This window comes from Arthrobacter sp. NPDC056727, from assembly GCF_042790555.1.
Lineage (GTDB): Bacteria > Actinomycetota > Actinomycetes > Actinomycetales > Micrococcaceae > Arthrobacter.
Window position 1 is genome coordinate 146,216 of sequence record NZ_JBHTZA010000010.1, and the last position, 22,712, is coordinate 168,927.

The window sequence follows — 22,712 nt, forward strand, 5'->3', positions numbered from 1 at the left end:
ATGGCCCTTGACGTTGCGCCCGTGCCGCACGGCCGCTGGCACAGTTTCCGCCTTGCCCTGCGGATGGCGCGCCGCGACATCAGCCGCCACCGCGGCCGCTCCCTGCTGATCATCCTGCTGATCCTGCTGCCCGTTGCCGGCATGACCGGTGCTGCGGCCCTGGCGCAAAGCATGCAGGAAACGCCGGCGGAGCGTGTGCAGTACCAGCTGGGGAACACGCAGGCACGGTTCCGCAGCATGCCCGCATCCAATGCCGAGACCGTGCAGGATCCCGTGCTGGAGACGGCAACCATGACGCGGAACTACACCGTCGACCCCGGCTTCACACCGCGGAATCCCGTGGATGGCATCCCGGCCGGGTACGAGGTCCTGACTGAGAGGCAGCTGACGCTCACGGTCAGGGCCGGAGCATCCGGTGCCGGCGGGTCCGGTGCGGGCGCGTCGGATGTGCCGGTGATGGCCAAAGCCGTCGATGCCCTGAACCCCGCCTTCACCGGTAAATACACACTCCTGAAGGGCAGGGCGGCCGCTTCCGCTGACGAGATCCTCGTCTCGCCCGGAGCGCTGGAACGCTTCGGGATCCGCCTCGGGGACAGGCTGACGACGGCGGACGGCACTTTCGCTGTCGTCGGCACCCTCCGCGATGCCACCTATTCGGACGGCAACCCCATCCTGTTCCTCAGGCCTGGCCAGGCGGAGATGGGCAGCCCGGCCGTCCAGGGGAATCCGCTCGGCGAAACGATGTACTACCTCGTGGGCTCAAAACCCGTGACCTGGGACCAGATCCGTGACCTGAACAGGTCCGGCATTGCGGTGCTGTCCCGCGCCGTGGCACTCGATCCGCCGGTCACGTCGGGCGCAGCATTGGGTTCGGGAGCCATGCCCGCGGCCGGCTACGTCGCCGCCGTGCTGATCGCGGCGCTGGCCCTGCTGGAAGTGGGCCTGCTGGCCGGGGCCGCCTTCGCGGTGGGTGCCAAGCGCCAGGTCCGCGAGCTCGCGCTGCTTGCCGCAAGCGGTGCGGAAACGTCCACGGTGCGGGCCGTGGTGACCGCCGCCGGGCTGTGGCTGGGATCCATCGCCGTCGTGGCCGGCGCCGTACTGGGGGCCGGCGGGGCCGCTGCGGTGGTTGCGGCAGCCAGGCACCTGGGCTCAGTGCGGTTCCCCGGCTTCCATCTGGACATCCTGCCCACTGCTGCGGCCATGGCCATGGGCCTGCTGGCATGTTTCCTGGCAGCAGTGGTTCCTGCCCGGCAGGTTGCACGGCAGGCTGTGCTCGGCGCGTTGAAGTCCGGCCGCGCACCGGCCGTTTCCGGTCCCTGGCCGGCCCGCGTGGGCGGTGCACTGCTGGTTGTGGCCGTCCTCTGCCTGGCGGCCGGGCGATGGCTGGGGCTGACCGGTGACCTGGACGCCGTCGCTGCCCGTACCCCGCTGGTCGCGGCCCTGCTCACCGGCGGGGCGGTCCTGGCCGTGGCGGCGCTGGTGCTGCTCACCGGGACGTTCATTAGGATCCTGACCGCACGCACCGCATGGATGCCGCTGCCGCTGCGGATGGCCGCCCGTGATTCCGCCAGGAACCGGAGCCGCACCGTGCCCGCCGTCGCGGCGGTCCTCGCCGCCGCAACGCTGGCCAGTGCCGCGATGGTCCTCTCCGCCAGCCAGATGGAGGAGGCAAAACGCAGCCACCTGTGGGCCGCACGGGTGAACCAGGTTTCGCTGCCGCTGGAAACCGCACCGGTCCAGTCCCCGGGAACGGCCCCGGCCCCGGCCATTGAACCGGCCGCCGTCACGGCGGCGCTGCAGCGGGAGCTCAGCACCGTGCAATGGACGCAGGTCCTCAAGGGCCCGGTGCTGAGCAAGTGCAACCTGCAGGCATCCGCCGATGGTTCCCTTCCTGCCAACAGTGGCGGAGCGGACTGCAGGCAATACAAGCTCGCCGTGCCGGCCGGCCAGGAGTGCCCCACGACACCGCAGGGACGCGTCCTGGACGGGCAGGACTGGCGGTGCAACGGATCGATGTTCCCGGCCGGAGCCGCCGGCCAGCTTCCGCCGGTGGTGGTCGGCGGCGTCGACGAGCTGCGGGCACTTCTGGGACGGGAACCCAGCCCTGCAGCGGTGGAGGCACTGAACAGCGGGGGACTGGTGGTCAGCAACCCGGTCTTCGAAAAGGACGGGAAAGCCACGCTCCAGTCCTACGACGTGCGCCAGCCCGTTGCGGGGCCCGGTTCGGCGGTTGCCTACAAGCCCCAGAGCAACACGGTGTTGCCGGCAGTCGTGGACGCGCCGGATGTCCCGGTGCCCTTCTATGGTGTGCTTCCGCCGGAGACAGCGTCAGGGCTCGGCATCCACGTCGGTAACTCGGTGCTGCTCGCCCAGCTCTCGGCATACCCCGAAGCCGCTGAACAGGACAGGGCGTCCGCCGCACTGGCGCAGGTTTACCGGATCCAGGCCCTGGGTTTCTACGTTGAGCCCGGGGCAGACCGGACCGGGTCCGAACTGCTGTGGCTGATCGTTGGCACCAGCGCCCTCATCACGCTCAGCGCGGCCGGCATCACCACGGGCCTTGCGCTCGCCGATTCACGGGCGGACCACATGACGCTGGCGGGGGTCGGGGCGCCGCCCCGGCTGCGCAAGGCGCTGGCAGGTGCGCAGTCGATGATGACCGCCTCCCTGGGCACCTCCCTGGGAGTAGCCGCCGGGGTGGTGCCCGCAGTCCTGCTCATCGGGGCCACCCGGATGTACCCGGTGCCTGTGGTCCCCTGGATGCCGTTGGTGGCCCTGCTTGTTGCCGTCCCACTGACAGGCAGCGCCCTGGCCTGGGTCTTCGCCCGCGCCCGCCTGCCGGTGTCCCGGCGAAGTCCCGGCATCTGACAGCCGCGGTGGCCAGGACAGCCGGCAGGGACGGGCGAGCCGGGCAAGGACGCGCCGGCCGCTCACCGCGGCATTGGGGCCGCTCGGCGATTCCCCGGCCAGCACCCCGCAAATGGCCGCAGCTGCTGCCTTACCCGTTGGTAGGGTGCCCGTGGCACATTCCGTGCCAGCTGGGACTCTCAAGGAGGAGACATGGGCACCATGCCTGAGGACGGGACCCGAACAGCGGCCGAGGACCTCGATTCCGCCGTCAACGGACTGCCGCCGGCGTCCGTTGACGACGCGGTCCGCGACGCGGAGGAGCGCAGATGGACCCCGGCGAAAATCGCCACCTGGGTGGCCATCGCACTCCTGGGCGGCGTGGCCTGGTTCATGCTGGCGCTGGTCAGGGGCGAAACGGTCAACGCCATCTGGTTTGTGTTTGCCTCGGTGTGCACCTACCTGATCGGCTACCGCTTCTACTCCAGGGTCATCGAGCGGTATCTGCTCAAGCCGGACGACCGCCGCGCCACGCCGGCGGAGTACAAGGCTGACGGCAAGGACTTTGTCCGCACGGACCGCAATGTCCTCTTCGGGCACCACTTCGCGGCCATCGCCGGAGCGGGCCCGCTCGTCGGACCCGTCATTGCCGCCCAGATGGGGTACCTCCCCGGCACCATCTGGATCATCATCGGCGTCGTGCTTGCCGGCGCCGTCCAGGACTACCTGGTCATGTTCTTCTCCATGCGCCGCGGCGGCCGTTCCCTTGGCCAGATGGCGCGTGAGGAACTCGGCGTCATCGGCGGCACCGCCGCCCTCCTGGCCACGTTGCTCATTATGGTGATCATCGTCGCCATCCTGGCGCTCGTCGTCGTCAACGCCCTGGGGGAGAGCCCGTGGGGCGTCTTCTCGGTGGGCATGACCATCCCGATCGCCCTGTTCATGGGTGTTTACCTGCGGTACCTGCGGCCGGGCAAGGTCATGGAGGTTTCCATCATCGGCTTCGTGCTGCTCATGGCTGCCATCATCGGCGGCGGCGCCGTGGCCGGCACCGAATGGGGCGCCGCGTTCTTCCACCTGGACAAGGTCACCATCGCGTGGGGCCTGATCGTCTACGGCTTCATCGCGGCCATCCTGCCGGTCTGGCTCCTGCTCGCTCCGCGCGACTACCTCTCAACCTTCATGAAGATCGGCGTGATCGCCATGCTGGCCGTGGCCATCATCGTGGTGCGCCCCGAAATCACCGTTCCGGCCTTCAGCGAATTCGCCGGGCGCGAGAACGGGCCGGTCTTCTCCGGCGCCCTGTTCCCCTTCCTGTTCGTCACCATCGCGTGCGGCGCGCTGTCCGGCTTCCATGCCCTCATTTCCTCCGGCACCACGCCCAAGCTCATCGAGAAGGAGCGGCAGACCCGCTTCATCGGCTACGGCGGCATGCTGATGGAATCCTTTGTGGCCATCATGGCGCTCGTCGCCGCGATTTCGATCGACCGCGGGATCTACTTCGCCATGAACGCGCCCGCGGCGCTGACCGGCGGCACGGTGGAGACGGCGGCCCAGTGGGTCAACGGACTCGGCCTGGCCGGCGTCAACATCACCCCTGACGTCCTGGCGGAGACCGCCTCGAACGTCGGCGAGGAGAGCATCGTCTCGCGCTCCGGCGGCGCTCCGACACTTGCCGTGGGGCTGGCCCACATCATGCAGCAGTTCATTGGCGGCACTGGCATGATGGCCTTCTGGTACCACTTCGCCATCATGTTCGAGGCTCTGTTCATCCTCACCGCGGTCGACGCCGGAACCCGGGTTGCGCGGTTCATGCTGCAGGATTCGATCGGGAACTTTGCGCCGAAGTTCAAGGAGGCATCCTGGCGGCCGGGCGCGTGGCTCTGCACGGCCATCATGGTGGGCGCCTGGGGCGCAGTTCTGCTGATGGGCGTGACCGATCCGCTGGGCGGGATCAACACCCTGTTCCCGCTGTTTGGCATCGCCAACCAGCTGCTGGCCGCGATCGCCCTGGCGGTGTGCATGGCCATCGCCGCGAAGCGCGGCTCTTTCAAGTACCTGTGGATTGTTGCCGTGCCGCTGGCCTTCACCGCCGTCGTCACCGTCACGGCAAGCATCCACAAGATTTTCTCCACCGTCCCCGCCGTCGGGTACTTCGCCAACAACGCTGCCTTCAGCAAGGCACTGGCTGACGGGAAGACCTCCTTCGGCACGGCCAAGACCACGGCGGCCATGGAGGCCGTGGTCCGCAACACCATGATCCAGGGCTGGCTGTCCGTCATCTTCGTGGTTTTGAGCATCGTCGTGATTGTCACTGCAGTGGCGGCCACGGTGAAGGCCTTCAGGAACACTTCGGCCGGTGTCCCCAATGTGAACAACGAGGACCGGCCACGCCCGTCACGCGTGTATGCGCCCGCCGGGCTGATTCCTACCTCTGCCGAGCGTGAGCTCATGGCGGAGTGGAACGAGCTGCCAGCGGACCTGCGTACCGAGCGGGCGGGCCACCACTGATGAGCACCGGACGGGCCGGCCTGCTGCATCCGGTGGCAGGAGCCTTCCGCGGCTTTGCCAGGTATCTGCAGGGTGTCATGGGCGCAGACGCGTACCGGAAATACCTGGAGCACCATGCGGCGGCCGGCCACGGCATGCCGCCCATGGACGAGCGGGCGTTCTGGCGGGACCGGACGGACCGCCAGGACACCAACCCGCAGGGCAGGTGCTGCTGACCATGGCAGTGCCCGGACCCGCCGTCCGCCGGATCGGGCCGGCGGATGCCGCCGCGCTCATCGCGCTGGCGGCAACGGACAACCTCTTTGACGAGGATCCGGGGACCGCGCCGTCGGGGGAACTGACCCCCGACGGCGCCCGGGACTTTCTCGCGGACCCTTCGGTTCTGTTCTGGCTGGCGGAGGTCGAAGGACAGACTGTGGGCTTCCTGCACTGCTGCATCCAGCGGCGCCGGACGCCCGGCCCCTGGGCCGAGCTGCTGCTGATGGAGATGGGGACGCATGCCGGGTGGCGCCGTCGTGGCGTCGGCCGGGCGCTGCTCGCCGGGATGGAGGCCTGGATGAGGGCCAACGGCGTGGTGGAAGTGTGGGTTCCGGCCAACACGTACGCCGTCGGTTTCTACCGCAAATGCGGTTTCGCTACGGACGAAGGCGAAATCCTGGTCAAGGAGCTTCATTGACTGGACGCCGCGTTCCGGGCCCGTGAGAGTATGAACGCATGAGCGATCCCGAAGACACTCAACCCACCCGAACGGCGGATCCGCAGCCCGCCTCGGAACCCGGTGCGCAGCAGGCAAAGCCTGCCGCTCCGGCGGAGGACGAGGAACCGGTGGAGGGGACCACCCTGGACGCCGGCGCCGCCGAAGGTCCCGCCGAGGCGGAAAAGCCCAAAGCCGCCAACCTGCAGGACCTCGTGGACGAACCCGCCAAGGTGATGCGGATCGGCACGATGATCAGGCAGCTGCTGGAAGAGGTGAAGTCGGCGCCCCTGGACGACGCCGCGCGGGGCCGGCTGGCGGCGATCCACGAGCGCTCCATCAAGGAGCTCGAGGATGGCCTGGCACCGGAACTGGTGCAGGAGCTGGAACGGATCAGCCTGCCCTTCCCGGACAACGCCACGCCTTCTGACGCCGAACTGCGGATCGCCCAGGCCCAGCTGGTGGGCTGGCTGGAGGGCCTGTTCCACGGCATCCAGACCGCGATTGCCGCCCAGCATGCCGCCCGCGAACATACCCTGGCCCAGATGCAGCTCCGGCAGCTGCCGCCCGGCACCGTCATTGCGCCCGGCGTCATCATCGGTGAAAACGGCGAACCGCAGCGTGCAAAGGCACCCCAGCCCGGCGCTGATCCGCTCCACCCGGGCCGGAAGGAAGACCCCGACCACGGCCCCGGCCAGTACTTGTAGGCCTCTTTGGGATTTTTCACGGCCGCCCGGCAAGGGCGGAAAGACGACGCCGAACTTGGCAAGGGCCTGTGGCGCCGCGCCCATGACCGGTTCCACCGGGGCCTGGACCGGTACCATCAGGTGCTTGAGGGCGTGGAGGACCAGCAGCTGTACGCCGAACTGGTCGAGATAGCCAACCAGCTGGCCGGCCTCTCCGGCCGTGTCCGGGAGATCTGCGTTGAAGCGCAGCGGCGGTCACCCAGTGACGGCTTGGACATTCCGCACTCCCTGTCCGGCGTCCACCGTTCCCTTTCCAAGGCGGGCAATTCGCTGGCCGCCACCGCCGAGGCCGCCGCGATGCTCCGGCTTGCCGTGGGGCCTGTGCCCGTCGGCGCGGCCTCTGTCTGGCGCCGGGCGGAAACAGTGTTTGAGCAGGTGGCCGACGCCGAGCGGAGACTGTCGGAGTCCTGACGGCCTGCATTGGGCAGGCCGCCGAAATATTCCCCGTGACGGGCCGTTACGCGGCTAGCTTAGCTTCGTCATATTCGGTGCGTTTGAAGTTTCGTTGTTGGCAGGATGGAGGCATGACTTCTTCACCAACACTGACTTTCAATGACGGCAACACCATTCCCCAGCTGGGCTACGGGGTGTGGCAGGTAGAAGACGACGTGGCGGAGAAGGTTGTTTTCCAGGCGTTCCAGGCCGGGTTCCGCCACATCGATACCGCCAAGATCTACGGCAACGAATCCGGCGTGGGCCGCGCGATCGCCAGCTCCGGGCTGTCGCCGGAGGAAATCTTCATCACCACCAAGCTGTGGAACTCCGACCAGGGTTACGAGTCAACGCTGGCCGCGTTCGAGGAGTCCCTGGAGCGCCTGGGCCTTGAAACACTGGACCTGTACCTGATCCACTGGCTCCAGCCCAAGCAGGACAAGTACGTGGACACCTGGAAGGCGCTGATCGAGCTTCAGAAGCGCGGCAAGGTCAAGTCCATCGGCGTCTCCAACTTCACCGTCGAAGGCCTGCAGCGCATCATCGACGAGACCGGCGTGGTTCCGGCCATCAACCAGGTGGAACTGCACCCGTATTTCAGCCAGTCGGCACTGCGCGAGTTCAATGCCTCCCAGGGCATCAAGACCCAGGCCTGGTCCCCGCTGGGCCAGGGCGGTGAGCTTCTGGCGGATCCGGTTATTGCAGGCATCGCGCAGAAGCACGGCGCCACCCCGGCGCAGGTGGTCATCGCATGGCACCTCGCCATCGGGAACGTCGTTATCCCCAAGTCCGTCACCGAGTCCAGGATCCGCGAAAACTTTGACGCACTGAACGTCACCCTGGACCCTGCAGACGTTGAAGCCATTAACGGACTGGACCGCACCGCCGAAGGAAGTGGCAGGATCGGCCCGGACCCGGCTGTCTCTGACTTCGCGTAGGTCCCGGGACCTCGCCTAGGTCCCACGCGGCCGGTTGGGAGGCCCTGCCCCCGTTCGCTCAAGTGGACGGCGGCGGGGCCTCTCCGTGGTGATGGGCCCTGGCTGGTTGGGCCCTACCGGTTAGGCCTGGCTGGCGGGGCCCGGCTGGCGCTAGGCGGCGAGCTTGCCCTGCTGCACTGCGACGGCGTCGACCGTGGCCCAGCTGTCCTCGCCGGTGATGCTGCGGCTGGCGAAACGCTCTGCCGCCGCCACGGTGTCGAAGACCTCGGTGCGGATCCGGCCGCAGCTGGCGTCGAAGTACGTTACGTGGAACTCCTGGTTAATTTCCATGGCTCCATGGTGCAGGCGGGGTCTGACATTTTTGGCAGTTCAGTCCGGCGTGTTGCGGAGCCGGAGCACACGTTCCTTCGCCAGCACGGCTGACCGCCCGCTTTTCTCTGCTGCCCGGGCGTACTGCTTCGCCTCAGCGGCAGCGGTCTCGCGTTCCTTGCGGGCCGCGTCGAGGGCCAGTTCCAGGGACCGCAGCCGTTGCCGTGCCTCGTTCACCTGCGCTGTGAGCCGGATGAAGGCTGCCGCGGCTTCATCCCGGGCCTGGTCGCGGCGCCCGGACTCGTCTGCGGCCTCGGCGGCTGCTTCCTCGGCCTCCGCCAGCGCCGCCTGCGCCTTCTCCAGCAGGGACGGCGTGACGGGGCGGGGAGCGGCGCGGACGGCCTGCAGGCGCGGCTTTTCACGCTCTGCTGCGTCAGCGCCGGTATCCGTGCGGGCTTCGGCCTTCCGCATCTGGGTTGGTGCGCGTCGCGCCTCCGGGGGCGTTGGCACGGACGGTTCCTGCCGGCGCCCTTTCGGTGCTCCACCAGCCGGGCGCTGAGCGTCGCCGGTGCTATCCGGGGCTTCACGGGGGCGCTGCGGCAGGCGCGGCGGCGGCGGCAGCTTGCCCAGCGCGGACGGAACGGCCACCGCATCGCTGATGTCGACCTGGTCCACGCCGTCGGCGGAAAGCCCGCGGAGCAGCAGACCGCTTTCAACGGCGGCGGCAGCGGCCAGGTCGGCAGTGGCGGCCCGGAGTGTCTCTTCCACTTCGGTGGCAACGGGACCGCTGACAATCCGGCCTTGCTCCTCAGCGGCGAGCCGGGCTTCACCAACAGCGGTGCCGAGGAGCTTCCGCCGTTCCTTGGCGAGTTGCCTCAGCGCTGCGGCGTCGAGTGAAGCCTGGGCCTCCTGCATGGTTTGTCCGAGAGTCCTGAGCTGCTGCAGGGAGTCGGGCCGGTGATGCGCCAGCATGTTGACCGTCCAGGCGGCAACGGAAGGCTTCGGCAGCGTCCGGATCGCCTGGGCGAGAGGCTTGTTGGATGCGGCGGCATCCTTGGCGGCGGCAATGCGCGCGGCGATGAACCCGTCGAAGGGAAGCGCGTACAAGGCCCGAGCGGCCCGCTCCAGTTCCTCCTCCATGACAGCCATCATATGTAGCGGCGCGCAAGTCCCGGCATGCCCTCCCACAGGATGGCGCTCCGGCGGGCACGCCGCCCCGGGGCGCTCTTCGTTCCTAGTGGGCGGTCAGCCTGCCGCGCGGACGGCTGTGCCACCTGTCCAGTAGATGGTGATACATCCTGAGGACAGCCTTGTAGAGGCCAACGGCCATGGCATTCAGGAGCAGAACTATGACTTGCACGGCGCCTGCCACAAGCAGAAGCAGGCCAACAATGGCGAGCGCCGGCAGGAACATTAGAAAAACGGCCATAGCAACAGCGATATAGCCGAGGGCGTAGCTGATGATTGTCGCCTGATCCACTGGAATTCACCACAACCAGCTCAACGATTCCGGATGCTGCCGCTGCCCCTTTGCAGCTAGGGTGATGTGGTCCCCGGCTGCTCCTGCAGCCGGGGACCACTTAGCGGGAAAAGGATCCGCACGCTGATCATGCTGCACCTGCGCACTCCGCGCTGTGGCGTTCTCTCTAAGCTCACCGCCCAAAAAGCAGCCTTGCGTTTACCGGTATCCCGTCCCGGTCCATGAGGCGTTGACTTCCTGCCGGGGCCCCTCCTTGATCTCAATTCCGATGCTGGCTGATACCGATTTTTATAGCACCGCCGCCAGAGCCCTGACAAGGGAATTTTTGGCGTCGCGGGCAACAGATGCTTGCCAGCTACTAAGCATGCTGATTAACTCATCCTTATAGCTGGTGCCACACCCGCGGTACCTGTCTGGTGGAAAGGAAAGTGCGTCATGGGAATTCTTGGATTTCTCCTGCTCGGTCTGATTGCGGGGGCCATTGCAAAAGCCATTCTTCCCGGGAGGCAGGGCGGCGGTTGGATAGTCACCCTCGTCTTGGGCGTCGTCGGGGCCATCCTCGGCGGCTGGATCGGCTCGCTGATCTTCGGTGGCGGCTTGGGTGACTTCTTCGACCTGAGGACCTGGCTGCTGTCCATCCTCGGGGCCGTGATTGTGCTGCTGATCTATGGCGCCGTCACACGCCGAAGCCGGGTCTGAGCTGGTCTCATAGCATCGGGATAAGCAAGCGGGGCCGGCCCAGGCTAGGGGTCGGCCCCGCTTGGTTCGCGGCCGGACGGGAGGTGCCAATGACGCACGCTTCGGAGGACTGGACCATGCGGCGCCAGGTCATGGACGTCATTATCGACGTCCTTTCCGCGGTGGCCACGGGTCCCGACGTGCGCACCAGCCTGTTGCGCCATCTCGAAGAAAACCCGGGCAATCCGGAAGAGGCTCTGCTGGCCCATCTCAGGGACCGGAACATTGCCGACGACGTCGCGTAGCGGCTTCCCGTCGGTACAGCCACTTTCCGTCGAAACAGCGAGGCTACCGCCGCGCCCGCAGCGCTCCGCGCAGCGCAAGCCCGACGGCGCCTACCAGCGGGACCAGGCAAGCGGTCAGTGACAGGGGATTCGGACGGAAAACCAGCCGGCCGCCGTCGTCATGGGTGTAGACGCCCAAGGGGAAGACGAATCCGCCTCCCCCGCCGCCGGAGCCGGCCCCCTCCGGACCGCCGCCTTCGGTGCCTCCGCCAAATCCGAAGGAGACCAGCGCAACGGGAACGATCTCCTTCCCGCCGAGCCGGACCGGATCCCCGTAGGACCTGGCTACGCCCACATTCTTGAAGCTTTCAGTGAGGGACTGCATTGCATCTGCCATGGCCCCACTTTAGGTGGCCGGCTAGGAGCGCAGGGTTCAGGACGCGAAACCGGCAGCCTTGGCGGTGTCCTCCGGGAACTCATGAAATCCCGGCACATATCAGTTCACGCAGGGAAAATCGCAGTAAATTTTCTCCATCGACCGCCCGATCAGTGAGTTTGACGCCTACGATTGGCTCGTCTCATAACTCAGAACCCGTGGGGGGAATCCGTGAGCTATCAGCAATATCCGCAGCAGCAGGCCTACCAGGCGGGACCCGGCGAACCGCCGCTTTGGGCACCGTACTACGGGGCACCTTTTCCCGTAGCAGTCCGCCGGTTCTTCAAGAAATACGCCACGTTTACGGGCCGTGCCAGCCGGAGTGAGTACTGGTGGTGGGTGCTCGTCGCAGTCGTCGTGGGCATCATCATCAACATCATTTCGGCCGCCGGCGGCGCGCCGGGAGCAACCGTGACCGCCGACGGTACTCCCGTGCCCGGTCCGGGAGGCGTGGTTGGTTTGATCCTGGCCATCATCTGGGGACTGGCGACCATTGTGCCATCCCTGGCCTTGACTGCACGGCGCCTGCACGACGTAAACCTGAGTGGCTGGTTTGTGCTGCTGGGGCTCGTGCCGTTCCTTGGGGCCATAGCCCTGCTGGTCCTGACTGTCCTGCCGTCAAAGCCTGAGGGGCAGCGGTTCGACGTGCCGACAGCCTGAATTCACGGCCTCGGAGGAAGCCCGCCGGCGACGGATCACCTGACCGTCCCGGCGGGCTCCTTTTTGCCCTGTGGAAGGCAGAGCGGGGGATGACCCTGACCGACCTGAGCAAGCGCGTCGGCGTCAGCCTGGTGAACCTGTCCGTCCTGAAAAACGACAGGGCCAAAGCGATCAGGTTCTCTACCTTGACGGCTATCTGTGATGCCCTGGATTGCCGCGTCGGGGACCTTCTGGTCACAGAAGCCAGCACCTCCGGAGTTCCCTGAACCAGTGATTTTAAGGGTCTGGACACCGCCCGCCGCCGGACCTACGGTTCAGGTGGCGGCAGCTGTGGGAAACGACGGCGACTGCCGGGCCCGTTTTCGGGTCACCCGTAATGACAGGAGGAAGCAGATGGAAACTGTTGAAGAGACCGTTGATGTCGCAGTTCCGGTCCATACGGCCTACAACCAGTGGACGCAGTTCGAATCATTTCCGCAGTTCATGTCCGGCGTGGAATCCGTGACCCAGCTAAGCAACACCACCAATCACTGGGTCACGAAGGTCGGCGGTGTGAAACGGGAATTTGATACAGAGATAGTGGACCAGGAGCCGGACGACCGGATCGCCTGGCGCAGCACGGACGGCAAGTCCCACGCCGGCATCATCAGGTTCACGCCTCTGGATGCCAACCACTGCAAGGTAAAGGTCCACTTCGAATGGGCACCGGAAACCGTTACTGAGAAAGCCGGCGCTGCACTCAAGATCGACGAGATGCAGGTCAAGGCCGACATGCGGAAGTTCAAGGACTTCGTCGAATCACGCGGCACCGAGACCGGCGGCTGGCGCGGCAAAGTCGAGGACACCGGCCCCACCGGACAGTTCTAGAACCGGACAGCCCAAAAACCGGGTAGCACTGGAAAGCCCTGGCCGTGGACCTGTTGCATGAACGGCGGGTCTGCGGCCCGTGCTCTCCTGCGCGCGGGTCCAGTGCGTGCGGGCGTGCACGCCCACGCCGGTGGCTCGTGATCGCGTGCACTGCCGTGGCAGCTGCCATCCCTGCGCTGGCGGCCTGCACCGCGCCTGAGCCACAGAAACCACAGGAGCCTGCTCAACCACTGCCGATAACGGTGGAGGTGAACCAATCGCGCGACCAGTACGGAAAGCAGGCCATCCAGCTCCTTCTTACCAACATGTCCGGCGGCCCGTTGAACGTGGCGGAGGCCCGGCTCGCGTCCGCTTTGTTCCAAGGGGACATCGTGTGGAAGCCGTCCGGCGGCAGCCTCGAACTGCCACCGAACCAGCCGAAGAGCGTTCCGGCAGGGCTGCCGGCCCCGGACTGCCGGGGCCAGTCAACCGGGCAGCAGCCAATCGCCCATGTGAAATATTCGGAGCCCGGGAATGCCGTGCTGCGGGAATTGGCGCCTGACGCCGCAGACCCGTTCGGGGTCCTTGAGCGGAACAATAGCGAACTGTGCCTCGCGGCGGAGACGGCCGCCGTCGCGGACATCGCCTTGGACCGCCGCCTTGAGGTCGCCCCGGACGGCCGCACCGCCGTCGTCCGCCTGTTCATCACCCCGAAGCAAACAAACGGAGCGGGCAGCGGCGCGGCGGGGAAGCCGATGACCGTCGAGAGCATCGACGGAACCACCCTGATTGCTGAGCCGTCGGACGGACCTTGGCCGCGGGATGTCCGCATCGTGCAGGGGACACCGCGCTCTGAACTGCGCCTGCGGATCCGGCCTGCCCGCTGCGATGCGCATGCCATCGCCGAGGACAAAGTGGGCACACTGCTTCCCCTGCACGTGAGTGTGGGAGGACACGAGGGGCTGCTAAAGGTCGCCGCCGGTTCAGCTCTGCGTGCCCGGATCTATGACTTTGTGACGGCGGCATGTGCCCGGGGCTGACTAGCGAACAAGGCGCCGACGGCCTGCGAGGGCCTCCTGCAGCTCCGGCAGGTGAAGACCGATTTCCCGTGCCATGACGGCACCGATGCTCAGGATGATGCGTTCAACGCGCCGGGGGAGGAGGGCCTTGTAGTTGTCCGCGAAGGATTCAGCCGCGGCCGGCGAACACTCTCCTGCCAGACACCGGAGATGCGCCTCGTCCAGCGTCGGCTCGGGCCTTTCAGCCGTCAGCCGGTGGTTTTTCACCGTCCGCACCGTCCCTGGGCCCGTCCGCAGCGTCGGGCCCTTTCCGCCAGATCCTGGCCAGAAGCGCGAATACCAGGATCCCGGGAGCCCCGTAGGTGAGGGCCATCAGCACTGCCGGTTCGCGCAGGGCCGGTATGGCAGCTGCGAGACAGACGGCAGCCAGGACAAGGAGAGCTGCTATCGCGATGGCCGTGCCGCGGCCTGCGGGCGCTCGCGTTGCTGCTCTCATGGCGGCCTGCCTTCCGATGGGTCCCCTCCGCCGCGGTTCTGGGGCCAGACGACGGAGGGGACGTTTGTGGGTCACCGGCACGTATGACCGGTCATCCGTGCCGGTAACCACCACTCTGCCTCTGTTGACTCAAGGACGCATCGGATGCGGATCAATACTGGCTCAAGAATTCCCGTCCCGCTCCGGCCGAAGCGGGCTTGGCCGGAAGCGCCGTGGAATCGCCCTGGAAGCGCCGACGGGCGCAAACGATGTGCCCTCTGCCAACCGGCGTCTTCGGGCTTAACCAGCAAAAAACCCCGTACCGCCGCCGAACGAGCGACAATACGGGGTTCTTCCCGAGCTTCCTATCAGAATCGAACTGATGACCTTTTCATTACGAGTGAAACGCTCTACCGACTGAGCTAAGGAAGCACCGCACCAATCAGCCGGAAAACCGGTCGGTTCATGCAAGAGACAACTGTAATGGAGTCCCCGTGTCCGGGTCAAAATGAGTGCCCCGGAGGCCGCGACGGACGTTGGCAGGACGTTCATTCCGCCGTCGGATCCGGTTCAGGCCTGCAACAGCAAGGGCGGCGATGCTGGGTCCGACAGGCGCAGCGCGCCTGCGTTCCAGCGGCAAAGGAGCTCGACTATGACACCAGACAGCGCAATCTCACCCGTCAGCGCACTGCGCACTGCTCCCTCGGTGGATGCGGATGGGGACACGCTGGGTCCGGGCCTGCCCGTCCGGCTGGCCGTGCTGGCCATGGTGGGAACAACCGTGTACGACGGCGGCCTCATGGACCGCGCGCTGTCCCGCACCCTGGCGGAGCAGGGAGTCCCGGCCGGCTCTGCCCGCTTTGAAGGGATGCTGCGCTACGCGCGGGAGCGCTCAGGCATTTCCCGCACGACGGTCTTCGCCGAACTGTTCGACGACCCCCAGGCGGCCGCCAGCGCCAACAAGAGGGTCGAGCTGAACTGCGACGAGCTTATTGCCGACGGCGGGATCCGGGCCGTCCCCGGGGCGGAGGACACGATCGGCTGGCTCCGGGACGCCGGCATCAGGGTCTGCCTGGCCACCGGCTTCGGGCGCCACACACAGAACATGGTGCTGGAATCACTGGGCTGGATGGGGCTGGCCGACCTCAGCCTGTGCCCGGCGGATGCCGGCCGGGCAGGCCGTTCCCGGACATGGTGCTGACAGCGGTCCTGGCCCTCGACATCGACGACGTCCGGAAGGTGGCCGTGGTGGGGGACTCCGCGGCCGACATCCATTCCGGCCTCCGCGCCGGGGCCGCCGTGGCTGCCGGGGTGCTGACAGGATCGCACTCCGAGGCGGCGCTTCGCAGCGCCGGCGCCACCGACGTCGTGCCCTCCATCAAGGACTTCCCGGCCCTCCTGGAGCGGCGGGCGTCACGGTTCTGACGCGTCAGCAGACGGTGTTGTCCGCCGGCTCCTTGCCGTCCACGAGATACTTGTCCACGGCGTCGCTGATGCAGCTGTTGGACCGTCCGTAGGCGGTGTGGCCCTCGCCCTTGAAGGTCAGCAGGGACGCGTTGCCAAGCTGCTTCCGCAGTTCGCTGGCCCATTCCACCGGCGTTGCCGGGTCACCCGTGGTGCCGACGACGACGATCGGTGCGGAACCGCTGTACTTGGCGGCGGAGGGGGTGCGGACGTTCTTGTATGGCCAGTCGGCGCAGTTTGCACCACCGTAGGCGAAGAAATAACCCAGGGTGGGGGAGGCCTCGCGGAGCCGCTGCTCCTCTGCGCGCATCGCAGCGGGGTCGCTGCTCATGGGGTAGTCCAGGCAGTTGATGGCGCCGAAGGCCAGTGCGGTGTTGGACGAGTACTTGCCACTGGGGGAGCGGTCCGCACCCAGGTCGGCCAGCCGGAGCATGGGGCTGACATCGCCCTTCATGGCGGCGTCCAATGCCTGGGTCAGTGCCGGCCAGCTTTCGTTGCCGTACATGGGTACAATCAGGCCGCTGACGAAGAGGTTGCCGCCCACCAGCCGGCCGTCCTTGGCGGTTCGCGGAGTCTGGATCACTGAGGTGATGAGGTCGCGGATCTGCTGCAGGCCGTCGTCGACCGTGCCGCTCAGGGGACAGCCTTCCTCGCCGAGGCAATGTTCAACGTAGGACCGCAGCGCCTTTTCGAAGGCCCGGGCCTGGCCCATGGTCAGGTCCTCGGCGCTGAGCGTGGGGTCGATGGCGCCGTCGAGGACCATGCGGCCCACGTTGTCCGGGAACAGCGATGCGTACGTGGAGCCGAGGAAGGTCCCGTACGAAAAGCCCATGTAATTCAGCTTGGAGTCGTTGAGCACTGCCCGCAGGACGTCAAGGTCCTTGGCCGCGCTGACGGTGTCGATGTGCCCGAGGACGGGTCCGGTCTGCTGCGCGCACTTGGCCGCGACGGCCTTGTTGTCCGCGAGGAGAGCCGCCAGCCCGGCGTCCGTCTCCGGTGTGTAGATCTTGGCCCGGGCCTCGTCCCGCTCCTTGTCGGTGAGGCAGGTGACCGGCGCGGAACGCTTAACTCCGCGCGGGTCGAAGCCCACGAGGTCATAGTTGGCGCGCACCGTCTCGGAGAAGTGGCTGTTGCCGGCATCCCTGACGAAGTCGTAGCCGGACGCGCCCGGACCGCCCGGGTTGACCAGCAGGCTGCCCTTCTTGTTCCCGCTGCCGGCAATCTTGATGGCAGCCAGTTCGATGGTGTCGCCGCCGGGCTTCGCGTAATCGACGGGCACCTTGACCTTGGCGCACTGCAGCTTGTCCTCGCAGGGCTCCCAGATGATCTTCTGCGAGTAGAAGGACTTGAGCCCTTCCGGCGCGGCAGCCGCGATGGAGGGGTCGGCCTGTCCCGTTGAATTGTTGGGCGAGGACTCGTCCTTGGACGGGCCCAGGGCACTGCACGATGCCAGCAGTACGGCCAGCGCCATGGCGCCGGCCGCCCGCATCCCGGCCGCGAGGGTCCGGGGTCGCGAGGACAGAGGCGGTGCAGACATCATGCGGTTTCTCCTTGTGGGCGGCGTCAGCTCGGTCAGGCAAATGGCGGGTGGTGGCGTGGCTACTGGATCAGGCTTGCGGCCATCGACTCAACGGCCAGCAGCGGAGCGACGTTGGTGGTGGTGATCCGCTTGCGGGCGTTGTTGATGGCGTCCATCCGGGCGAGGGTCACGTCCGGCCCGGACCTCCGGGCAAACTCTTCCAGTTCGCTCCTCAGCTCAACGTTCACCAGCTCCACGGCGTTCCCCAGTTGGATGATCAGGACATCCCGGTAGAACGAGAGGAGATCGGTCAGCGTACGGTCCAGGGAATCAGTGACGGAGCGCTTCGCCCGCCGCTTCTGGTCGTCCTCCAGCTGCTTCACCTGGCTGCGCATGGCGGGCGGCAGGGTTCCGGTCTCGGGCGCACCCAGGGTGGCCAGCAGGGCGGCCTTTTCGGCGGCGTCACGTTCCTCGTTGGAGCTCGTGGCCTCCTCGGTGGCGATCTTCACGAGCTTGTCAGCCATCATCACGGCGGCCGTGATGCCCCGCAGGCCCAGCGGGAACCGGACGGTCTCCAGCCGCCGCTCGCGGGCCTCGGCGTCGCGGGCCAGCCGCCGGGCGATACCCACGTGGCTCTGGGCCGCCCGCGCGGCACGCTCGGCAAGGGCCGGATCCACGCCGTCGCGCTTGACCAGCAACGCAGCGACCTCTGCAGCGGGCGGCAGGCGCAGCGCCACCGCCCGGCACCTGGACCGGATGGTCACCAGGACGTCAGCGGGGGAGGGGGCGCACAGCATCCAGATGGTGCGCGGAGTGGGCTCCTCGATGGCCTTGAGCAGCACGTTCGTGGTGCGCTCTGCCATCCGGTCGGCGTCCTCCACCACGATGATCCGCCACCGGGCCGAGGACGGCCGGTTGCCGGCGGTGGCCACGAGTTCGCGGGCCTCTTCGATGGTGATGGTCACCTTTTCGGTGCGGACGAAGGAGACATCGGCGTGGGTCTCACCCAGGATGGTCAGGCACGCCGGGCAGGTGCCGCAGCCGCGCATGGTGACGTCGTCCTGGTCGCAGTTCAGTGCGGCGGCAAAGGCCTTGGCGGCATTTGAACGGCCGGACCCCGGAGGCCCGGTGAACAGCCAGGCGTGCGTGAGCCCATCACCCATGGCCGCCTGGCGCAGCTGGGCGACGACGGCGGACTGCCCCTGCAGGTCATCCCAGACGGTCATGGCCGCCTGCCGGTTGCTGAAAGGAGCTCTTCGACGCGCCCCAGGACCAGTCCTGCGATTTCCTCGACGGGCAGACCCGCCGCCAGCACCAGGTAGCTCTCCGGGCGGGCCGCGGCGAGGTCCAGGAAGGCCTGCCGGATCAGCGCGTGAAACTCGTCCGCTTCGGATTCCATCCGGTCCTCGGCAGCATCGCCGGCGGTGCGGCGGCTGCGTCCCTGGGCCGGGTGGACGTCCAGGAGTACCGTCAGGTCAGGCTGCAGCCCCGAAGTGGCCCATTCGTTGACGCTCCGCACCGCGTCCGTGCCGAGGCCGCGGCCAGCGCCCTGGTATGCCACCGAGGAGTCGATGTAGCGGTCCGTCAGCACCACCTCGCCGCGGGCCAGTGCGGGCCTGATGACCTGGCTGGCATGCGCGGCCCGGGACGCCGCGAAGATCAGGGCTTCGGTGTGGGCATCGATGTGGCCGTGGCCGTGGTCCAGCACCAGGGAACGGAGCTTCTCGCCGATGGGGGTCCCGCCGGGTTCCCGCGTGCGCAGCACGGTGAGGCCGCGCGATTCGAGCGAGCCGGCCAGCCGGGCCGCCTGTGTTGACTTGCCGGCACCGTCACCGCCCTCGAAGGCGATGAAAAGTCCGTGGCTCTGCATATTCACCTATCCAGCCTACCGATATCCACAGACGAAAAAGCCCGGCGGGCGCTTCTCTGCATAGCCAAAAGCGGCAGACCGCAATGCTTTTTTCCGCGGGCAGGCCCCCAACGTACCCTTTGACCATGAGTCTTTCCGATCAGCATGCCGCATCCCTGTCCGCCGAAACGGTGGTGGTGGCCGCCGGCCGTCCGCCCCGTGAGCACGATGCGCCCGTCAACCCGCCCATTGTGCTCTCCTCCACCTATTTCGGCACGGGTGCGCTCGACGACGGCGACAGGGGCTACGGCCGCTACTCGAACCCGACCTGGGACCCCTTCGAGGAGGCACTCGGCCAGCTCGAAGGCGCCTCACTGCCGGGCCTGCTGTATTCCTCGGGCCTGGCCGCTGTCAGCTCCGCCCTGTCACTCATCCCCAACGGCGGCGTTCTGGTCATGCCGTCCCACAGCTATTCCGGATCGCTGGTCATGGCCGCCGAACTGGCGGAGAAAGGCCTCCTTGAACTCCGCACAGTGGACATCGCGGACACCGACGCGGTCCGCGCCCAGATCGCACCGGAGGGCGGCAAAGCCGCGTACATGCTGTGGCTGGAAAGCCCCACCAACCCGATGCTCGGCATCGCTGACATCCGTGCGCTCACCCAGGCCGCGCATGACGCCGGCGCCATCGTCGTCACGGACAACACCTTCTCCACGCCTTTGGTGCAGCAGCCGCTCAGCCTGGGGTCCGACGTCGTGCTTCACTCAGTGACCAAATACCTGGCCGGCCACTCGGACGTGGTGCTGGGCGCGCTGGTGACCTCCGACGCGAAACTGCGCGAAACCCTTCTCCACCACCGCATCATCCACGGCGGAATCGCCGGGCCCTTCGAGGCGTGGCTGGCACTGCGCGGCCTGCGGACCCTGGCCCTGCGGATTGAGCGCTCCCAGGCATCGGCTGCGGTGCTCGCCGAGCGACTCAGCGCCCACCCGGCCCTGGAAAGCGTGCGGTACCCGGGCCTGGAGTCCGATCCGGGCCACGATCTGGCCAAGTCGCAGATGACAGGATACGGATCCATCCTCTGCGTCCAGGTTGCCGCTGCCGCCGGGCTGAGCGCCGCAGAAACCGCGGACAAACTGGTCCGGGCACTGAACCTGTGGCTGCCGGCCACCTCCCTCGGCGGGGTGGAATCGCTTATCGAGCGGCGGCGCCGGCACGCCGCGGAGCCCGTCAGCGTCCCCGAGAACCTGGTCCGGCTGAGCGTCGGCATCGAAAACGTCGAGGACCTCTGGGCCGATTTGAAGCAGGCGCTGGACGCCCTGGACAGATAGGCTGGGCTGGTGGACGGACGATTACTGATTTTCTACGTTGAGAGCACGGTCTACTACATCCTCGGGCTGATTGCACTCGCACTCGAGGTGTGGGCCTTCTTTGACTGCGTCCGCCACCGGGCCAACGCCTTCGAGGCTGTGGGCAAGCGCACCAAGACGTTCTGGCTGGCATTGACCGGCGGCAGCCTGGCCATCGGCGCGCTGTCCGTGCTCGGCGGGGGATCCGGCGGTTTCCTCGGCCCGCTGGGCCTGTTCGGCCTCGCGGCCGTGGTGGCAGCGTCCGTCTACCTGGCCGACGTCCGGCCCGCCGTCAAGGACGCCGGCCGCGGCGGCAGCAGGAACATGGGCCCCTACGGCCCCTGGTGACATGCGTTAACCCGGCGCCACAGCGTCCCAGCCCACGGTAAGTTCCCCCAGACGCCACCGCGAGGGGCCATCCTGCACCGGCCACCCGCCGTCGAGCAGCGCCCTGCACATGGCGGTCCACCGCTGCCGGTTCCCAAACGGCGCCAGCGGCGCCGCCTCAAGCCAGGCCCGGTCCATGGCCTGCAGCAGCGCGTGGATGCGTTCGCCGGGAACATTGCGGTGGATGAGGGCCTTGGGCAGTCGTTCGGCGATCTCCGACGGCAGGCCGAAACTGCCGAACCGCACCGACATACTGAGGCTGAGCGGGCGCTCCGCATCAAGGGCAACCCAGGCGGAGCGGCGGCCGATCTCGTCGCACGTTCCGTCGATGAACAGGCCGTCCGGAGCCAGCCGGCCCTGCACCAGCCCCCAGATGCCGCGGACATCTGCTTCCTCGTACTGCCGCAGGACGTTGAACGCGCGCACAAACACGGGTTTCCCGGGCACCGGAAGTTCGAATCCTCCGTTGTGGAAACTCAGGCCCGGCCGCTCCAAGGGCTTCGCCGCACGCACGCGTTCCGGCTCGATTTCTATCCCGCAGACGCGCACATCCGGCCGTACCGCCCGGAGCCGTTCAAAGAGTTCGACGGCGGTGGCCGGCGAGGCGCCGTAGCCCAGGTCCACGACCAGCGGGTCAGCCGCCCTCCGCAGCCGCCAGGCCTGCGGCCCGGCCAGCCAGCGGTCCAGCCGGCGCATGCGGTTGGGGTTGGTGGTGCCGCGGGTTACGTTCCCCACCGGCTTGCCCCGGCTGCTCCGGGCGGTCACCACCCGCTCTGCTTTCTGCACCACGGCCCTAGCCTATCGGCCGGCCCCGCTTCGGGGTTGAGGCAAGCCCGGTGGCGTGATGTAACTCTCGGCACCCGGAGGCCGCGCTCGGCTAGGATGAAAATCATGACTTACAAGTTGATTCTGCTGCGCCACGGCCACAGCGATTGGAACGCCAAGAACCTGTTCACCGGCTGGGTGGACGTTGACCTGAATGACCAGGGCCGCGGGGAAGCAGCACGCGGTGGAGAGCTGCTGGTTGAGAACAACATTCTCCCGGACATCCTCTACACCTCGCTCCTGAAGCGGGCCATCAACACGGCCAACATCGCCCTGGACAAGGCTGACCGCGGCTGGATCCCCGTCAAGCGCGACTGGCGCCTGAACGAGCGCCACTACGGTGCGCTGCAGGGCAAGGACAAGGCCCAGACCCTGGCCGAATTCGGTGAGGACCAGTTCATGCTGTGGCGCCGTTCCTACGACACCCCGCCGCCCGCGCTGGACGACAGCAGCGAGTTCTCCCAGTCCCGCGATCCGCGCTACGCGGACCTCGGCGACGAACTCCCCCGCACCGAGTGCCTCAAGGATGTCCTCATCCGCCTGCTCCCGTACTGGGAATCGGACATCAAGGAAGACCTGAAGGCCGGCAAGACCGTCCTGGTCACCGCCCACGGCAACTCCCTGCGCGCCCTGGTCAAGCACCTGGACGGCATCAGCGACGACGACATCGCCAGCCTGAACATCCCCACCGGCATCCCGCTGGTCTACGACCTGGACGAGAACTTCCAGCCGATCACCCGCGGCGGAACCTACCTCGACCCCGAGGCAGCGGAGCAGGCCATCCTGGCCGTGGCCAACCAGGGCAAGAAGTAGCCCGTAACTCTTTCGCTGGTTGGGCTTGCCTGAACCACAAACGGACGACGCCGGCCGGTGCCCCGACCACCGGTGCGTCGACCGCCGGTGCTCCGGCCGCCGGTACTTCGCTTGCCGGTGCTTCCCTTGCCGTCGGTCCGCGCGAACGCGG

26 protein-coding genes, 1 tRNA gene and 1 pseudogene are annotated in these 22,712 nt (G+C 67.3%); 17 read left to right on the top strand and 11 right to left on the bottom strand.

Annotated features, from left to right (window positions below; translation table 11 throughout):
- The 7 genes from ACFRAH_RS12315 (at nucleotide 1) to ACFRAH_RS12345 (ending at nucleotide 8,168) form a co-directional block, all read left to right on the top strand.
- Nucleotides 1-2,868 (top strand): FtsX-like permease family protein, encoded by a 2,868-nt coding sequence (locus tag ACFRAH_RS12315; protein ID WP_377991164.1) that lies wholly within the window; start codon nucleotides 1-3, stop codon nucleotides 2,866-2,868.
- 201 nt (nucleotides 2,869-3,069) lie between these two features.
- Nucleotides 3,070-5,358: a carbon starvation CstA family protein gene (locus tag ACFRAH_RS12320; protein WP_377991186.1), complete on the top strand. Its 2,289-nt coding sequence runs from the start codon at nucleotides 3,070-3,072 to the stop codon at nucleotides 5,356-5,358.
- Entirely contained in the window at nucleotides 5,358-5,573 is a 216-nt protein-coding gene (locus ACFRAH_RS12325; protein WP_377991165.1) for a YbdD/YjiX family protein, read from the top strand. Before ACFRAH_RS12320 ends, ACFRAH_RS12325 begins: the two co-directional genes overlap by 1 nt.
- Before the next feature lie 2 nt (nucleotides 5,574-5,575).
- Nucleotides 5,576-6,034: a GNAT family N-acetyltransferase gene (locus tag ACFRAH_RS12330; protein WP_377991166.1), complete on the top strand. Its 459-nt coding sequence runs from the start codon at nucleotides 5,576-5,578 to the stop codon at nucleotides 6,032-6,034.
- A gap of 38 nt (nucleotides 6,035-6,072) precedes the next feature.
- On the top strand, nucleotides 6,073-6,759 hold the full coding sequence (locus ACFRAH_RS12335; protein ID WP_377991167.1) for a bacterial proteasome activator family protein: 687 nt from the start codon (nucleotides 6,073-6,075) through the stop codon (nucleotides 6,757-6,759).
- Nucleotides 6,760-6,765: 6 nt separating this feature from the next.
- Nucleotides 6,766-7,209 carry a hypothetical protein gene (locus ACFRAH_RS12340; protein WP_377991168.1) on the top strand — a complete coding sequence of 148 codons (444 nt, stop codon included), beginning with the start codon at nucleotides 6,766-6,768 and terminating at the stop codon, nucleotides 7,207-7,209.
- 113 nt (nucleotides 7,210-7,322) lie between these two features.
- Entirely contained in the window at nucleotides 7,323-8,168 is an 846-nt protein-coding gene (locus ACFRAH_RS12345; protein ID WP_377991169.1) for an aldo/keto reductase, read from the top strand.
- Nucleotides 8,169-8,318: 150 nt separating this feature from the next.
- On the opposite strand, the gene ACFRAH_RS12350 is transcribed toward ACFRAH_RS12345, so the two are convergent.
- The 3 genes from ACFRAH_RS12350 to ACFRAH_RS12360 all read right to left on the bottom strand — a co-directional run bounded on the left by ACFRAH_RS12350 (nucleotide 8,319) and on the right by ACFRAH_RS12360 (nucleotide 9,957).
- Nucleotides 8,319-8,498 carry a hypothetical protein gene (locus tag ACFRAH_RS12350; RefSeq protein ID WP_377991170.1) on the bottom strand — a complete coding sequence of 60 codons (180 nt, stop codon included), beginning with the start codon at nucleotides 8,496-8,498 and terminating at the stop codon, nucleotides 8,319-8,321.
- 39 nt (nucleotides 8,499-8,537) lie between these two features.
- Complete coding sequence (locus tag ACFRAH_RS12355) at nucleotides 8,538-9,617, bottom strand: hypothetical protein (protein WP_377991171.1); 1,080 nt, start codon at nucleotides 9,615-9,617, stop codon at nucleotides 8,538-8,540.
- 94 nt (nucleotides 9,618-9,711) lie between these two features.
- A complete protein-coding gene (locus tag ACFRAH_RS12360; RefSeq protein ID WP_377991172.1) occupies nucleotides 9,712-9,957 on the bottom strand; it encodes a hypothetical protein in 246 nt (81 codons plus the stop codon).
- 435 nt (nucleotides 9,958-10,392) lie between these two features.
- On the opposite strand from ACFRAH_RS12360, the gene ACFRAH_RS12365 reads away from it, so the two are divergent.
- Both ACFRAH_RS12365 and ACFRAH_RS12370 read left to right on the top strand, forming a co-directional pair.
- Nucleotides 10,393-10,656 (top strand): GlsB/YeaQ/YmgE family stress response membrane protein, encoded by a 264-nt coding sequence (locus ACFRAH_RS12365; RefSeq protein WP_003801204.1) that lies wholly within the window; start codon nucleotides 10,393-10,395, stop codon nucleotides 10,654-10,656.
- Between the two features lie 89 nt (nucleotides 10,657-10,745).
- Complete coding sequence (locus ACFRAH_RS12370; protein ID WP_377991173.1) at nucleotides 10,746-10,940, top strand: hypothetical protein; 195 nt, start codon at nucleotides 10,746-10,748, stop codon at nucleotides 10,938-10,940.
- A gap of 43 nt (nucleotides 10,941-10,983) precedes the next feature.
- Here ACFRAH_RS12370 and ACFRAH_RS12375 read toward each other — a convergent pair whose 3' ends face one another.
- Nucleotides 10,984-11,316, bottom strand: coding sequence for a hypothetical protein (locus ACFRAH_RS12375; protein WP_377991174.1), 333 nt, complete (start codon nucleotides 11,314-11,316; stop codon nucleotides 10,984-10,986).
- A gap of 210 nt (nucleotides 11,317-11,526) precedes the next feature.
- Between ACFRAH_RS12375 and ACFRAH_RS12380 the strand changes: the two genes are divergently transcribed.
- From ACFRAH_RS12380 to ACFRAH_RS12395, 4 genes are all read left to right on the top strand, one after another.
- Complete coding sequence (locus tag ACFRAH_RS12380; RefSeq protein ID WP_377991175.1) at nucleotides 11,527-12,015, top strand: DUF805 domain-containing protein; 489 nt, start codon at nucleotides 11,527-11,529, stop codon at nucleotides 12,013-12,015.
- A gap of 68 nt (nucleotides 12,016-12,083) precedes the next feature.
- Entirely contained in the window at nucleotides 12,084-12,281 is a 198-nt protein-coding gene (locus tag ACFRAH_RS12385; RefSeq protein WP_377991187.1) for a helix-turn-helix domain-containing protein, read from the top strand.
- 127 nt (nucleotides 12,282-12,408) lie between these two features.
- Nucleotides 12,409-12,882, top strand: a complete 474-nt coding sequence (locus ACFRAH_RS12390; RefSeq protein WP_377991176.1) for an SRPBCC family protein — start codon at nucleotides 12,409-12,411, stop codon at nucleotides 12,880-12,882.
- Between the two features lie 248 nt (nucleotides 12,883-13,130).
- Nucleotides 13,131-13,901 carry a hypothetical protein gene (locus ACFRAH_RS12395; RefSeq protein WP_377991177.1) on the top strand — a complete coding sequence of 257 codons (771 nt, stop codon included), beginning with the start codon at nucleotides 13,131-13,133 and terminating at the stop codon, nucleotides 13,899-13,901.
- On the opposite strand, the gene ACFRAH_RS12400 is transcribed toward ACFRAH_RS12395, so the two are convergent.
- From ACFRAH_RS12400 to ACFRAH_RS12410, 3 genes are all read right to left on the bottom strand, one after another.
- Entirely contained in the window at nucleotides 13,902-14,147 is a 246-nt protein-coding gene (locus ACFRAH_RS12400; protein ID WP_377991178.1) for a hypothetical protein, read from the bottom strand.
- The gene (locus ACFRAH_RS12405; RefSeq protein ID WP_377991179.1) at nucleotides 14,122-14,376 is read right to left on the bottom strand and encodes a hypothetical protein; all 255 of its coding nucleotides are present in this window, start codon (nucleotides 14,374-14,376) and stop codon (nucleotides 14,122-14,124) included. Before ACFRAH_RS12405 ends, ACFRAH_RS12400 begins: the two co-directional genes overlap by 26 nt.
- A 338-nt stretch (nucleotides 14,377-14,714) precedes the next feature.
- A tRNA-Thr gene (locus ACFRAH_RS12410) sits at nucleotides 14,715-14,787 on the bottom strand.
- 220 nt (nucleotides 14,788-15,007) lie between these two features.
- Between ACFRAH_RS12410 and ACFRAH_RS12415 the strand changes: the two are divergent.
- A pseudogene (locus tag ACFRAH_RS12415) lies at nucleotides 15,008-15,780 on the top strand (HAD family hydrolase).
- Nucleotides 15,781-15,784: 4 nt separating this feature from the next.
- Here the strand turns inward: ACFRAH_RS12415 and ACFRAH_RS12420 are convergent.
- The 3 genes from ACFRAH_RS12420 to tmk form a co-directional block, all read right to left on the bottom strand.
- Entirely contained in the window at nucleotides 15,785-17,356 is a 1,572-nt protein-coding gene (locus ACFRAH_RS12420) for an alpha/beta hydrolase (protein WP_377991188.1), read from the bottom strand.
- 62 nt (nucleotides 17,357-17,418) lie between these two features.
- Entirely contained in the window at nucleotides 17,419-18,564 is a 1,146-nt protein-coding gene (locus tag ACFRAH_RS12425) for a DNA polymerase III subunit delta' (protein ID WP_377991180.1), read from the bottom strand.
- Complete coding sequence (tmk, locus tag ACFRAH_RS12430; protein ID WP_377991189.1) at nucleotides 18,561-19,208, bottom strand: dTMP kinase; 648 nt, start codon at nucleotides 19,206-19,208, stop codon at nucleotides 18,561-18,563. The genes ACFRAH_RS12425 and tmk overlap by 4 nt, the downstream gene beginning before the upstream one ends.
- 125 nt (nucleotides 19,209-19,333) lie before the next feature.
- On the opposite strand from tmk, the gene ACFRAH_RS12435 reads away from it, so the two are divergent.
- The gene (locus tag ACFRAH_RS12435) at nucleotides 19,334-20,518 is read left to right on the top strand and encodes a trans-sulfuration enzyme family protein (protein ID WP_377991181.1); all 1,185 of its coding nucleotides are present in this window, start codon (nucleotides 19,334-19,336) and stop codon (nucleotides 20,516-20,518) included.
- 9 nt (nucleotides 20,519-20,527) lie between these two features.
- Nucleotides 20,528-20,884, top strand: a complete 357-nt coding sequence (locus ACFRAH_RS12440) for a DUF2516 family protein (RefSeq protein ID WP_377967756.1) — start codon at nucleotides 20,528-20,530, stop codon at nucleotides 20,882-20,884.
- Between the two features lie 6 nt (nucleotides 20,885-20,890).
- Here the strand turns inward: ACFRAH_RS12440 and ACFRAH_RS12445 are convergent, their stop codons facing one another.
- Nucleotides 20,891-21,712 (bottom strand): class I SAM-dependent methyltransferase, encoded by an 822-nt coding sequence (locus ACFRAH_RS12445; protein ID WP_377991182.1) that lies wholly within the window; start codon nucleotides 21,710-21,712, stop codon nucleotides 20,891-20,893.
- Between the two features lie 102 nt (nucleotides 21,713-21,814).
- Between ACFRAH_RS12445 and ACFRAH_RS12450 the strand changes: the two genes are divergently transcribed.
- Nucleotides 21,815-22,561: a phosphoglyceromutase gene (locus tag ACFRAH_RS12450; RefSeq protein ID WP_377991183.1), complete on the top strand. Its 747-nt coding sequence runs from the start codon at nucleotides 21,815-21,817 to the stop codon at nucleotides 22,559-22,561.
- The last annotated feature ends 151 nt before the right edge of the window (nucleotides 22,562-22,712 follow it).